Source organism: Marinobacter sp. B-21 (assembly GCF_056857895.1).
In genome coordinates, this window is the sequence record NZ_JBSXNZ010000088.1 from 115,183 (window position 1) to 129,209 (window position 14,027).

Consider the following 14,027-nt stretch of genomic DNA (forward strand, 5'->3'; position numbering starts at 1 on the left):
TACCATTGGGCTTATGACAGATTACTACTCCAGCATGAGTTCCTCATCCCCCCGGGCGATCGAAACCGATGCCCTGCTTGAGCACCAGATTCAACATCTTCTGGTCGCCGTGGAGCATGAACTTCGAACGGCGCCTGCGGGAATGAGCGAGTTGTCGCTGATCAAGTCGCTCCAGAGACCACCGTGGAAACTTCTCGGCGAAGTCACTTTCAACGAACCGGAAAAGCTCTACCCGGTTCATTTTCTGTTGTTCCACGTACTATACCGGCTGCGTGACCAGTTGTCCGACACGGGTGAAAGTCTCCGGATTTCACCGCTGAATATCTGCCTGGAAACCCAGAAGGTCATCGGTGGCAAAGGGGTAGCAGATGGTGTCGACACACTTCGCCAATTCTATCTCGACCTTTCCCAGTACCATTTGCCGGAAGACGCAATACACCAGATGATGGATGATTTCTGGGCCGGTCGCCCTGGCAAGGGCCCGGCACAGGCAGAAACGAAAGCCGCCGCCGAGGTACTGGGTTTTGAGGCCTTGCCATCGGATTTCCCCTCCGTGAAGCAACGTTTTCGACGCGCGGTTATGCGGGCGCACCCTGATCGGGGGGGCAACACGGAAACTATCCAGCATCTGAATGAAGCGTTCGCCGTTCTGAGAGCCCATTTTCGCCACAGCACCTGATCGATCTTGAAAAAAGATCTGTTTTCGGTTCAGTCAATTCAGGAGACACAATGCCGATCAAAGCACTCGCTAAACCGCTTGCCGTGTTTTCACTGTTGGCGGCAGCCTTTCCAGCATGGGCTGATCTCGTCGTGCTCCAATACCACCATGTGAGCGATGCCACGCCGCCGGCGACCTCCACATCGGTCTCGCTATTCGAAGGCCAACTTGAAATGATTTCGGATCTGGATATTGAGGTCGTCAATTTGCTCGACGGTACAAGGAAAACTCTCGCTGGCGGGGACGAAAGTGACAACCGCATCGCCATCACTTTTGATGATGCCTACGAGTCCGTCTATTCAGAGGCAGCGCCCTTGCTGGCGTCGAAAGGCTATCCCTATACCATATTCGTGAACACCCAGGCCGTAGGGCGCAACGGCTACATGACCTGGGATCAGATAAAAGAACTTGCCGGACGTGAAGGCATCACCATAGCCAACCACAGTGCCGACCATGGCCACCTTGCGAAAAAGCCCGGCGAGACAGACAGCAAATGGCAAACCCGCGTCTCGAACAGTCTCGACTCTGCCCAGGAAACCCTTGCCGACGAGCTCGGTACCAATGCCCCCCTGTTCGCTTATCCCTACGGTGAGTTTGACGAAGCACTTGAAAAGGAAATTGCAGCGCGCAGTTGGTATGGTTTCGGCCAGCAATCCGGCGCCATTGGGTCAAAATCCGCCCCCACGCGGTTACCCCGTTTTCCGATGGCCAATGCCTACGGGCAGCTGGGCAGCCTTGATGACAAGCTTCGCAGCAAGGCCTTTCCTGTCAGTACCGGAAACCTGCCCGATGGCGTGATCTCCGACAACCCACCGACACTGACTTTTCCGCTGATTCCCCCCATTGATGCCGGCCGGCTGACCTGCTTTGCCTCCGGCAAGGGGCGGATCGGTTTCGAGGTGATTGACGGCAACGTGAGGGTACAGGCCCCGGACAGCTTCAACAGCCGGCGTTTTCGCTACAACTGTACCCACCCTGCCGGTAATGGCAGCTACTACTGGCTGTCGCAACAGTGGCTGGACCTGAGCAAACCCGAGGACTGAGAGAACTGAGAGAACCGCGGCATCAATCCTCCAGTTGCATCAGTCCGATTTCGCCCTCGCTGACATGTGGAATTTTCCGGGGGCCGGACGGTGTTTCAATAACGGTCTGGCCGCTCAGATCCGCCGCGCGTGTGAACACGACCATCCACCGCTCCCCCCGGGCCGGAAACGCGGGTACCCATGCCTCCAGATAGCCACGGCGACGCCAGGTCTCGGGCTCAAAATCCATCACCAGATCCGTCACCAGCCTGAGCGGCCTCATCCGGTCATCGAGAAACACCAGCGATGGCACCAGCACCCCGTTTCTGGCGTAGGAACGCAGCCGCATGACAAAACTGTCAATCCTGTCCGGCCCGGGAAGCTCAACCACCTGATAGGGGCTCGGACCGGTCAGAAATGCATGTACCTGCGAGCTTTCCGTTAGGGCAATTCCGAATTCCCGGCCCGACTGCCAGCTTTCACGATGACGAATGTCCATCGATTCACAACAGGCCTCAGAGAAGCGGGAGAAGTAATCGCTGAGGGCGGGTTCAATACCCAGGATTGCAAAAGCGTCCGGATCATGGCCGGGCACCGGTGCACGGTCCGCTGTATCCGGACCGGCATGATAAACGCGGGCCGCGGTAATCCGGACCGGCGGCGCTACCAGACCTTTCTGGCGATCAGAGCGGGTATCCGGCTGGTAATAGTCGACCCTGACATTGCCTTCGGCGTCCCGCCAGGTGAAGTAGGGTTGCGGTTCGCCGGGGCGAACATAACCGTCCCTTTCAAGCTGGCCGGCGTCCGGGTAGTTCTCAAGGGTGTATTCCGTTTCTTCCCGCAACTCCGGCTTCGGACCGGTTCCAGCGGCATCGGCATCGCCGCCTTCTTTCCCGGCTGGCTGTTCCGGTTGTTCACCCGTGGTGCCGGCAATGGGTGAGTATCTCACCCTGCCCTGCTCATCCACCCAGGTAAAATAACCCTCCCGCCCGGATACGACCGAACCCCCGATCTGGCAACCCGCCAGCGACGTTGCCAGCAGCAGGGGTAATATCCGTTTTAGTCTGGAGCCGTTAGTCACTGACAATCACTACCCCCGGGTTCGGAATCGTCTTCAGAATTTGGTCCGGAAACTGAGGCCGGCCATTACAACCCGAAGCGAGGTTTTCACGTCCAGCCCAGCGTAGGGGTTATAAATGATATTGGAAATATTGTCACAGTTCAGGTTGCAACTGCCGTTGGCAGGTATCGACTCCACCGACTGAAGATAGCTGAGGTTCATATCAATCTCTGTGTTCTTGTCCCACCGATACCCCATACCGATGCTGTACAGGTTAGCACCCCCGAACGGCGCCATCACCTGCCGCTGGTCATCCGGGATAACCGAATCCCGGATTTCGACCCCCGCCCGCAGGTCCAGACGGGTCGACGCATGAAATTCCATCCCGAAAGCCCAGTTCCACTGACTCTTGAACCCCAGCGGCAGTCTCAGGGTATTCGGCGTGGCGTTATCCGGCGACAGGATCCGTGCCGCATTCAGGAATTCAAGGTTGCGGTCAAAGCGGAAGACAAAGGCGTCCCATTGCTTGTAGTCGGTCCAGCCAATGTCGGTGTTCAGGGTCAGTTTCGGGTGCACGTCGACACTGATACCGGTCTGGAAATGCTGGGGATAAACCAGGTCCATGCTGACATTGCCGGCCTCCTTGGGGGCACCGGAGGGAAGACTCAGAATGGCCGAGGTAATGGCACCCAGCACCGAACCGTTGACGCTTTGCCAAAAGCCGGACCAGTCCTCGGTATACTGGATCTCGAAGGTTCCCTTCATATTCATTTCAGCTTCGGAGGTATAGCTTGCCCCCCAGCTGAACCAGTCGGTCGGCTCCCACATGACGCCCAGCGCATAAGTGGGCGACAGCGTTTCCTGCACATTGATGCTCAGGGCGCCAATATCATCCCAGGGGCCAACATTACCACCACACAGCGCAAGCCATGGCTGCAGCGGTTCGTCACCGCTTTCACAATTAAAGGCATCCTGAAGGACTTCCGCCACGCCCAGCAACATGTTGGGCGCCCGCATGTACTGATCCGCGGCGATCCCCATCTGCGACAGGTGAATACCGGCGCCAACCGACCACTGGTCGTTGATCTCGTAACCAACCGTTGGTGACAGATAGGTCGTTCTCTGCAAGGCGGTGGCCTGGGGCTGATACCGGCCCGGATCGTCCTTGTCCCGATAAAAACCCGCCGCCAGCGGCAGGTAAAACGCATTCCCGAAGGTGAGTTTGGACCCGGGCGGATTGATGCTGATACCCGCCGATGGCGCAACAGCCGGCCCCGGCGGCGCCCTCAGAATGCCGTAGCCCGGAAGGTACAGCGCCACATTGTTGGTATGGCTGCGGGTATTGGCAACCGGGTCCCTTTGCTTGCCCGTCCGGGGATCAATCTCCAGCCCGTCTATGCCGAAAATCTCGTAGCCCTCAGGCGCCGTGAAACCCGCATCGATATCCAGGTAGATGCTCATCAGATTCACTTCCAGTTGACGACCGTCCAGCTTGGTCAGCCCCGCCGGATTGTAGTGAATCGCCATGATACCCGGTGGGTCGGCGGTAACGGCATTGCCCAGCGCCAGCGCCTTGGGATGTATGGTCAGGTTCTGCGCAAGCTGGGCCTGGGCACCACACGAGATGGTCGTGGCAATCAGGGCCGCGAGAATCCGACGGTTGTGGCTTTGCTGTGCCATGAAATCCTTCCCTTCCCTTAAGTCGTCAACGACACCAATCACTCTTTGAGGCCGGAGAAGTTAATGGGCAGGGATACCCCCAGGGAAAAGTCCGGTGCATCCTCGGTGAGACCAATGCCAAGGCTGGTGTTGACGATTGTGGTATCGCTGACGCGAGTGCCCAGGGACAGGCTCAGAAAACCGGTCATCTGGTCCTGCGCCACCGCCTGGTCGCCATTGGAGAAGCTCAGCACAGTCTCGTCGGTGTAGCTGAGCTGAGCCGAAATACTGAGGGAGATGTCGTAGGACAGCGAATAGGCGAAGCCACCGGAACCCGACACCCCGAACCCGGGATCGAGGTTGGTCAGCAGCCGCGCTCCCCGGACTTGCTGAAGGCCTTCCACAGGCAGGTTATAGGTGGCACTCACCGAACCGAAGATCACTACCGGATCCAGAACCTTGGACAGGCTCGCGCCGCCACCGATTGAATAATAGCCGCTGCCAGTGGAGAGTTGTTCGTTGATATCGATCTCGTAGGGGCTGACGCCGGTCTTGCTCGTCAGGGTTCCGAACAGGGTGGTCGACATCTTGCCGGGCACATAGGCAAAGGGCTGCCAGCGGCCAGTGAAGGAGATGTCACCAAAATCGTAAACGTTCAGTTCATCCTGGGTGTCGTACTTGACCACCAGTGGAATACGGGTGCCCACCGTCAGGTTATCAAGCAGGCCGTAGTCGTAGGTAAAGGAATTGGTGAAAATGTGGGTAGCCGACGGCACCACATCAAGGTTCCTGACCGAGCCGTTGGTAATGGCAAGGTCCAGCCGCTGATCGGCGGTATAGGAATAGTCGAATGAAAAATTCAGATAGTGAGACCCCTTCTTCTGAAGGGAATAATTGTTCTCCGCAGCCTGGAAGACCTCTTCCAGCTGCTGTGACGCATCCTGGTCTCCCTCCTGTTTGGCCAGCGCCTCCCGCGCCTGATCCACACTGCCTTCATCCGCCAGGGTCATGCCCGAAAGCGGACCTGCCATGGAAACAAGGATAACGCCTCGCGCAAACCAACGATTCATCCTGACTCCCTTTCTTATTAGTAATTTTCCTGACGCCGGTGAACCCCGGCAAGTTAGTTACGACGGTAAAACAACTGCTTCCGGGTATTCTCGACGCTGCCATCGGGATTGTTTTTCTGGCGCTCCAGCAGATTCTGGATGCGCCTCTCGGTGGATTCGTGAAATTCCGGTATCCTCTCCAGCGCCAGCAACGTCATGGTCTGGTCGTCCACAAAGCGAAGGTCTTCCTCTTTCAGCTCCAGGTTGTCCAGGGGCTTGTCACCTCCCGGAAATACTATGAACAACACGTTGTCGTCCCATTTCTCCTCGAATTGATCAATGGTGAAGGAAATATTCCCCACCGCCGGGTCTGCGAGGAAAACCCGTCCATTCCTTATGGTTCGCAGTACCACGAAGTGCTTGAAACCGGCATGATGGATCGGAACAATTGCCGGGTGATCCAGGTCCTTGAGGTCGTCGATGTTGGCCCGGAATCCGCCTGACGGATAGCCGAGGGCAGTAACCAGCCGCTTCATGTCGAGCATGGAAAACGCGCGCCGCTCAACAATCCGCTCGCTTTCGCCGTAATGAAGCAGGCCTTCCATCACCTGGCGTTCGGACAGCGTTCGTCCCAGATAGAAGTTCAGCACCGTGGTCAGCGCGGCACTGCCGCAGCTGTAATCGTAGGCCTGGCGAACAATGTTCCGGAACGTCTGCTCCACCAGCGGTTCAACCCGGAAATCGAACCGCAATTCAACCGGGCTCGAATCCACATCCTGCTCAATCACGATGGCGCCTTTGTCATAAGGCTCCACCACAGTTGCTTCCTGCGCGATGGCAAAGGTAAGAATGGATCCGGCGAGCACCAGCAGCATGTCAGACGAAGTCCCTGTTTTTATTGGCCACGGTATTTATCGGGTTACATGTTGTTACGGTAAGATACCGAAAAGCCTGCCCGCTTAAAGATAACTGTGCCTCAAATCTGTCGCTGCAGAGGGGCCCTTCCGGAAAGGATTTGAGAACTGGTTCATGGCACCGGCCGGGAGGACCCCGGGCGGTGGGGGGTTGACGCGATAACATTAAAACGGACTCGACATTGCCCCGGCACTGCACGTGGAGCCGGGGCCCATCACCTGATTACCAACGATGAGATTCAGGGAGAGTAGGTGAAAACCAGCCCCAGAAGCAGGTAACTCAGCAGGGTCACCACCACAATCCCCATCAGGTTCAGGGCAAAGCCCGCCCGGATCATGTCGCTGATCTGCATGTGGCCACTGGAAAACACAATCGCATTGGGTGGCGTCGCCACCGGCATCATGAAGGCACAACTGGCTGCGATAGCTGCCGGGACCGTCAGCAGCAGTGGTGATACTCCCTGGCTCATGGCCAGTGCACCCAGCAGGGGCAGAAAGGCGGCGGCCGTTGCAGTATTGCTGGTGACTTCAGTGAGAAAAATAATCACACCTGTCACCATCACGATCATCACAAGTGTTGGCAGGGTGCCCGCCACCCCGAGACTTTGCGCGATCCATTCCGCCAGCCCGGAGCTGCTGATCACGCCGGCCATTGCCAGGCCACCACCGAACAGCAACAGAACCCCCCAGGGGATACCCCTGGCCGTTTCCCAGTCCAGCAGGAACTCCCGTTTGCTGGTATTTACCGGAATAACAAACATGGCAATAGCGGCGGCGATGGCAATACCGGTATCGCTTAACCATGGCATCAGGCTGCCAGATAACAGCGGCCGGAAAATCCAGGCACTGGCAGTGATCAGAAATACTGCGGCAACCAGTTTTTCACCCTTGCCAAGCGGCCCCAAAGCATCAAGCTCCTCCCGTATTGCGCTGCCGCCATCACTGGAATTGCCCAGGTCAAAGTCCCGACGGGTCAGCCACCACCAGGCCAGGGCCAACATAACGATCGTGACCGGAACCCCAAGTAGCATCCATTGGGCAAAGCCGACCGAGATGCCCTGGTTTTCACTCAGATACGCCGCCAGCAGAGCATTGGGCGGTGTACCGATCAATGTTGCGATGCCGCCGATACTGGCGGAATAGGCAATGGCCAGCAAAAGCGCGGTGGCATAGCGGCGAACCCCCTTGGGATTACCGCTGTCCAACATGCCCACCACCGACAGGCCAATGGGCAGCATCATGATGGCCGTTGCGGTATTGCTTACCCACATGCTCAAAAAAGCGGTGGCCAGCATAAAACCGCCGATCTGCCGACGCGGCTCACTGCCAACGGCCTTCAGGGTCATCAGGGCAATCCGGCGGTGCAGGTTCCAGCGCTGCATGGCAAGCCCGAGTGTGAAGCCGCCCAGGAACAGGAAAATAATCGGATGGGCGTAAGGCGACGTGGCCTGGCCAACGTTCCCGAGCCCGAGCGCCGGCACCAGAACGATGGGCAGCAAGGCGGTGACCGGAATCGGAATGGCTTCCGTTGACCACCAGGTGGCCATCAACAGCATCAGACCCAGGGCTGCCCAGGCTTCTGCGCTCATGGTTTCCGGGGGTGGGAAAATCATTGTTGCCAGCAGAAATGCGGCGCCAAGGATCAGGCCGGCGACCTGGCTGCGTGGAAGTCCATCCAATGTGCTCTGAGCCGGTTGTTGTTCAGACATGCCGCTCTATTCCATTTTCCGGAATGTGAAATTAATGACGATCACAACTTTACAGGCCCTGCAATTGACGGTCATGAACACGGCCCAGCAGAATCAGGGCAAGAATAGCACCGGACAACGCCCAGGCCATATCCGACTGGGTATCCCACACATAGCCCTGGGTTCCAAGGAAGGCTTCCGCCCCTTCGCCACTCAGCAGGGCGACCCACCATTCAATCAGCTCATAGAAGGCACTCACGGCCAGAGCGAAACAGACGATAAAAAACGATCGCCACCCACGGCGGGCAAAAACACCGAACCGTATCACCAGTTCCCGGGCAATGATCGCAGGCACAAAGCCCTGGGCCAGGTGCCCCAGTTTATCGTAGTTGTTGCGCTCCCAGCCAAACCAGTCCCGGAACCAGTCAAATACCGGAACTTCAGCATAGGTATAGTGGCCGCCAACCATCAGAATGATGGCGTGCACCAGTATCAGCTGGTACACCAGCGGCGTGAGCGGATACCGGAAAAAGCACCAGATAACCAAGCCAAAACCGACTGCTGCCGGCAACACCTCCAGCACCCAGGTTGCCCGGTCCTTCGGCTCGATGGCAGACCAGAAAAACACAGCCAGGAATACAACTACCCAGGCCACAGGTGCAAGTCGATTGATCATTCTCTCACTCCAGTATTGTGATTATCGGCCGGGTCGGCGCTGAAGAAAAGGCCGACACTATCGGACTCTCACCCGACTGCCATCTTCCAACTGGCGACCCGGATGGCGGACCACAAGATCGCCTTCGCTCAGGCCGTCCAGAATGACCGTGTAGAACCCATTGGTGCGGCCTGTTGAAACGGTTGTGAGCTCCCCCCGTTCGCCCACCACCCGGAATACAAGGCTCTGGCCATCCCTGCGAAAAATGGCGGACTCGGGGATCTGAAGCTCATCGGCAGAGGCCCAGAGCACGAATTCCGCATCCACCCGATAGCCATCGCCAAGTGTCTCCCAGGCTTCCAGCGGACTGGTGATATCCGCAACCACCTGTACCCGCCTTTCTTCCACGCCAAGCGCGGAGACATCCTCGAATCCGACAGGTTCAACCCGCCTGACTACCGCATCCAGAGTGCCACCACCCCACCCTGTGAGACGCACAGTCACTCCGGGGCTGAGCTTGACAGCGTCGAAGCTCAGGACGTCGATAACTACCTCAAGCGCCCCCGGATCACCCAGCTCCAGGATAGCCTCGCCGGCATGAATTACGCCCTCACTTTTCCGTATAATGCCCAGCACCGAACCATTGACCGGGGACCGAACCGGAACCCGTTCCACGGCGCCATTACCTGAAGCCCTGGCTGCAGAGACTTCAAGGCGGGTTCTGGCGGCTGCCAGTTCGTGTGCCATGACTTCTTCATCAAAACGGGCTGAGCGCAGGATAGCCTGAGCCCTGTCCGAAGCGGCCTTGGCCTGCTGCAAACGCTCTTCGGAGACAAAATGATCACCACGGAGCGCCTGCAGGCGGGCCAGCTCCCGCATCGCCAGATCCGCTTCCGCCTCGGCAGCCGTGGCCTTCTGGCGAGTGGAGTTCAGCGCTGACCGGGCCGACTGAACCTTGGCTTCCGCCTCCGCACGGCTACGGGCATCCAGGGTGCTGGCGGGCATAGGGTCGACCTCGGTGAGCAGTTCTCCGGGGATAACCGGATCGCCCACCTCCAGAAGCACCCGATGGAGGAAGCCAGCCACCGGGGATGAAACCACATACCGGTCCCGAACCCGGGTTCTACCCTCTTCCCTGATGGTTATTTCCATTGGCCCGCGGCTCACCGTTGCCAGATCCACCCACACCGGATCAGGGCGAACGGTGAACACGACTGCTGCGATGGCCAACAACACGAACGCGCCCCAGAACAGCCATTTTCCTGCAAACCGTTTTGCTGCCATAGCGTCAATTCACTCCTTGTTTCCTGCAGCAACTATTCCCGTGTTTTCAGCACGGCCACCAGGTCCAGCGCCTTCAGGCGCCACCACGCAATAACCCCTGAAGCAATCGCAGATACCACCACGACTAACGCCGAAATACCCAGGGTCTGGGAAGTTATGGTCAGCGGCACCCGATAGAGCTCCGTTTGCATGGCCGTGACAATCAACAGCGCCAGGCCCTGCCCGATTAACCACCCGAGTGGCACGCCAAGCAGCAGCAACAGCGCCACCTCACCCAACAATATATGCGCAACTTCATTGTGGGTGTACCCGAGTACTCTGAGGCTTGCCAGCTCCCGACCCTTCTCGGCGAGGGATATGCGGATCGTGTTATAAACAACACCGAAGGCGATGATGCCGCCCATCAGACTGTTGAAAAAGGTGAACGTCAGGAAGGTCCGGGCCAGGGTATCGTAGAAGCTGTCCAGCATGGCCTGACGAATACTCAGGCCAAGAACTCCGGGGGTTTCCCGAAGGCTGTCGTAGACTTCCGCCGCTTTGGTGGGATCCAGATTTATCATGGCCTGATTGATCAGGGGCCCATCGCCCAAGGCCCGGTTCAGGGCATCGAGGTTCATGTAGGCGCCCACGCCGAGAAACTCACTGGTAACCCCTGCTACAGGCACCAGTACCGTTCTCCGGTCGCCTTCAAGCAGCTCCAGCTGAAGGGTATCGCCGGGTTTCGCCCCCAGTTCCCGGGCCAGGTAATCCGTCAGCAGAAGTCCCTCGCCCGGAAGGCTTACGCGCTCCAGGTCGCTGTCGACAACATACTGCAGCCGCGCGTCGGCGGGTATCCCGGTCACAGCACTGCGCCATTCCCGATGCCCGAATTTCAGGCGTGCGGGTACCGTGCGCCGGCCCTCAACGTAACGGATCCCCGGTTGGCGTTGTATTCCGTACAGAGCCGAACTGTTCACCGGATCAATGAACGTGGTGGCCAGATCCTGTTGTTGAACCCGTGCAAACTGGGTATGCACCATCAATGACACCGAATCAAACTGGAAATTACCAACCATGACAATGGCCGAGGCCATGGCAACTCCACTCATGGACAGCAGTGTCCGTGCAGGGCGGCGGGAAAGTTGGCGCACGATCATTCGCGATGGCTGGGAAAAACGGATTCCCGAGAGCAGCTTTTCCACCCCGGTAACCCGGTATCTGGCAGGCCCCTCCGGCCTCATGGCCTCAGCAGGCGGCAGGGCCGCCGCCTGCCTGATGGCCCTCCAGGCACCGAGCCACGCGACTACAGTGGTCAGTATGGCCAGTAACACCAGCCAAAGCGGATTGATACGGAACAGCAGGCCGGGGAACCGGTAGAAATCCATATAAAGCTCCCCCAGCGCCCGCCCCAGCCATAATCCCAGGGCAAGCCCGAGCAACAATCCGATAACCGCGATCACAATCACCAGTTTGCTGTAGTGCCAGGCGATCTGGCGGTTGCCGTAACCAAAGGCCTTGAGCACCGCGATAATGTCCCGCTGGGTACTGATCAGCCGGCTGATGACCACATTCAGGAGAAACATGGCCACCCCCATAAAAATCAGGGGAAAAACCGTGGCCATGGTTTTCAGCTGGTTCAGCTCATCACTCAGGAAACGGTGCGAAAACTGGTCATCCCGGCCATAGGCTCCGGTCGCACCGTAGCGAGCCAGTAACCGATCAAGAGCATCCGCCACAGAGGCAACCGAATAGCCCGGCCTGAGCGTAACCACCAGGCTGTTAAACGCGCCCCCCATATCCATGGCGGCTTCCAGAGCCTCTCTGCTCATCCAGAGCACACCGTACCGCTGGTAATCCGGTAGCATTGCGCCAGGCGGAATCACGTAAATGAATTCCGGCGATTCAACAATGCCGGTCAGAATAAGAGCCTGCCGCCGACCATTAATGATGGCCTCGAACCTGTCACCCAGTGACAACTCGTGTGCCTCGGCAAAGCTCCCGATGACCGCGACTTCCTGGTTTCGGCCGGGGGCTGGAAGCCGCCCCTCCCGGATGAAGAGACGATTGATGTCCGGCTGGCCATCCGGGGGGATCGACACCAGCCGGGCCGAGACCGGATCCGCGAAGCCGGGCATCTCCAGTTTGGCGCCGCCCTCCACGCGGCCTTCGTAACGTGCGACACCTGGCAGTTTTTCAATCTCTTGAAGGATATGGCGGGGCGCCCGTTTCAGGGCGGAAAACACCTCTGCGAACTGGTGCTGCTCGTAATACTGGGCCCGGGTTGCCACCAGGGAGGAGTAATTCACCAGGGACATGACACACACGGCCACGCCGCCGGCGATCACGAGGGCAATGGCGAGCACCTGGCCCCGCATCTGCCAGAGCTCCCGGCAAAGTTTGGTGTTCAGTGCATTGCTGGCCATCGCGTTCACTTTTTCGCCCTGTTACCAGGACAGAGTCCGGGGATCCTGGCACTGATCGTTACGGCGTTCGCCGCTGATATTGCCGTCGGAAAGCGTGATCACACGATCCGCCATGCCGGCTATGGAAGCGTTGTGGGTAATGATAACCGTCGTAGTGCCGGTTTCCCGGTTCGCCTTTTCCAGGGCTTCGAGAACCAACACGCCGGTGGCCGAATCAAGGGCTCCTGTCGGTTCATCGCAAAGCAGCACTTCTGGTCGTTTGGCGATGGCCCGGGCAATGGCAACGCGCTGTTGCTCGCCACCGGAAAGCTGTGCTGGAAAATGGTCGATGCGCGCCTTTAGTCCAACCAGTTCGAGAGCTTCTTCGGGCAACATGGGATTGGACGCAATTTCGGTAACTGCCGCTACATTTTCCCGCGCGGTCAGGCTTGGAATCAGGTTGTAAAACTGGAACACGAAGCCAACGTGCTCCCGGCGGTAGCGGGTCAGTTCACGATCCCCCGCCGCACTAAGGTCAATATCCCGGTAGCAAACCTCACCGGAGGTCGGCACATCCAGTCCGCCGAGGATGTTCAGAAGGGTCGATTTTCCCGAACCTGAGGCGCCCAGCATCACGACAAGTTCACCAGGGTAAAAATCCAGGTCCACCCCCCGGAGTGCGTAAACCTGGACCTCACCCTGACCGTAGGTCTTGGTCAGCCCCCGGGTGTGAAATACCGGTGGCTCTGTCATGGTGCCCGTCCCTGGTTCCATGAGATCAGTCTTCAGCGCAGTCGACACATACGGTGGTGTAGGGCAGCACCTGCAAACGACGGGGGTCAATGGCCTCGCCACAGGATTCGCACTCATCGCCAACGCCGCTCTCGATACGCTCAAGCGCTCGCTCTATCTGTACCAGTTCTGCGCGGGTTTCTGTTTCGAGGGAATCAACCACTTCGTCATTCTGGGTCTGGGCTGCCTGCTCTTCGAAGTCCTTGTCCAGCGCGCCGCCCTCGCGATGCTGATGGGCTTCATAACGGGAAAGCCTGGCCTTCAGGTCTGCTCGCAGTGTTTCCAGTTCCGATTTGCGGTCACTCATATTACGCCTCCTGCCCCGTGCGGATAATCCGGGATATACAAACGTCTACAGTAAAGCATAAGCTGAACCCGGGGTTGATACTTGTCAAAATTGCGTAATACTGACTGAGGCAAAATAAGGCTTCATTTAACTGACCTGTATGCAAGGGAGTTGTAGCAATGACTAATGACCTGTTTGAAAAAGCCACGCGCCTGAACGAGACCCTGTTCGAGCAGTTCAGCAAGGCTGCGGAAATGCAGATGAATGCCTTCCGCCGCTATGCTGATGTCACCAGGGAACAGGCCAGGAAAGTCTCTGAAGTACGGGACCTGGAGGGGCTGAAATCCCTGACCGGTGACCAGGCCGAAACCCTCAAGTCCCTCAGCGAACAGTTTACTGCAGACTGGAAAGCCTGGCAGGACTACTTCAACGAAAGCCGGGAGCAATTTCAGAAGGTGTTCGAGAAGGCCCAGGAAGAAACCACAAAACCCGGCCCGAAAGCCGCCAAGTAAGGGATTG

At 58.0% G+C, this 14,027-nt stretch carries 13 protein-coding genes; 3 read left to right on the forward strand and 10 right to left on the reverse strand.

The features are described 5' to 3' along the window. The first annotated feature begins 34 nt into the window (after positions 1 to 34). Positions 35 to 679, forward strand: coding sequence for a DNA-J related domain-containing protein (locus AC13C0_RS18670; protein WP_482954877.1), 645 nt, complete (start codon positions 35 to 37; stop codon positions 677 to 679). A 50-nt stretch (positions 680 to 729) separates the two neighbouring features. Beyond that, a complete protein-coding gene (locus tag AC13C0_RS18675) occupies positions 730 to 1,761 on the forward strand; it encodes a polysaccharide deacetylase family protein (protein WP_482954878.1) in 1,032 nt (343 codons plus the stop codon). A 22-nt stretch (positions 1,762 to 1,783) separates the two neighbouring features. On the opposite strand, the gene AC13C0_RS18680 is transcribed toward AC13C0_RS18675, so the two are convergent. The 10 genes from AC13C0_RS18680 to AC13C0_RS18725 form a co-directional block, all read right to left on the reverse strand. Then, on the reverse strand, positions 1,784 to 2,821 hold the full coding sequence (locus AC13C0_RS18680) for a MalM family protein (RefSeq protein WP_482954914.1): 1,038 nt from the start codon (positions 2,819 to 2,821) through the stop codon (positions 1,784 to 1,786). A gap of 33 nt (positions 2,822 to 2,854) precedes the next feature. Continuing rightward, positions 2,855 to 4,480 (reverse strand): OmpP1/FadL family transporter, encoded by a 1,626-nt coding sequence (locus tag AC13C0_RS18685; RefSeq protein WP_482954879.1) that lies wholly within the window; start codon positions 4,478 to 4,480, stop codon positions 2,855 to 2,857. A gap of 38 nt (positions 4,481 to 4,518) precedes the next feature. Then, positions 4,519 to 5,529 carry a transporter gene (locus AC13C0_RS18690; RefSeq protein ID WP_273017578.1) on the reverse strand — a complete coding sequence of 337 codons (1,011 nt, stop codon included), beginning with the start codon at positions 5,527 to 5,529 and terminating at the stop codon, positions 4,519 to 4,521. A 53-nt stretch (positions 5,530 to 5,582) separates the two neighbouring features. Further along, on the reverse strand, positions 5,583 to 6,383 hold the full coding sequence (locus AC13C0_RS18695; RefSeq protein WP_482954880.1) for a C39 family peptidase: 801 nt from the start codon (positions 6,381 to 6,383) through the stop codon (positions 5,583 to 5,585). Positions 6,384 to 6,661: 278 nt separating this feature from the next. Beyond that, positions 6,662 to 8,131, reverse strand: a complete 1,470-nt coding sequence (locus AC13C0_RS18700) for an SLC13 family permease (RefSeq protein ID WP_341582146.1) — start codon at positions 8,129 to 8,131, stop codon at positions 6,662 to 6,664. A gap of 49 nt (positions 8,132 to 8,180) precedes the next feature. Continuing rightward, positions 8,181 to 8,786, reverse strand: coding sequence for a DUF2238 domain-containing protein (locus AC13C0_RS18705; protein ID WP_341582147.1), 606 nt, complete (start codon positions 8,784 to 8,786; stop codon positions 8,181 to 8,183). 57 nt (positions 8,787 to 8,843) lie between these two features. Beyond that, entirely contained in the window at positions 8,844 to 10,049 is a 1,206-nt protein-coding gene (locus AC13C0_RS18710; RefSeq protein ID WP_341582148.1) for an efflux RND transporter periplasmic adaptor subunit, read from the reverse strand. 32 nt (positions 10,050 to 10,081) lie between these two features. Beyond that, the gene (locus tag AC13C0_RS18715) at positions 10,082 to 12,451 is read right to left on the reverse strand and encodes an ABC transporter permease (RefSeq protein WP_341582149.1); all 2,370 of its coding nucleotides are present in this window, start codon (positions 12,449 to 12,451) and stop codon (positions 10,082 to 10,084) included. 21 nt (positions 12,452 to 12,472) lie between these two features. Then, on the reverse strand, positions 12,473 to 13,183 hold the full coding sequence (locus tag AC13C0_RS18720) for an ABC transporter ATP-binding protein (protein WP_482954881.1): 711 nt from the start codon (positions 13,181 to 13,183) through the stop codon (positions 12,473 to 12,475). 25 nt (positions 13,184 to 13,208) lie between these two features. Further along, positions 13,209 to 13,529 (reverse strand): TraR/DksA family transcriptional regulator, encoded by a 321-nt coding sequence (locus AC13C0_RS18725; protein ID WP_117617451.1) that lies wholly within the window; start codon positions 13,527 to 13,529, stop codon positions 13,209 to 13,211. Between the two features lie 158 nt (positions 13,530 to 13,687). Between AC13C0_RS18725 and AC13C0_RS18730 the strand changes: the two genes are divergently transcribed. Further along, a complete protein-coding gene (locus tag AC13C0_RS18730; RefSeq protein WP_117617452.1) occupies positions 13,688 to 14,020 on the forward strand; it encodes a phasin family protein in 333 nt (110 codons plus the stop codon). Positions 14,021 to 14,027: the final 7 nt, after the last annotated feature.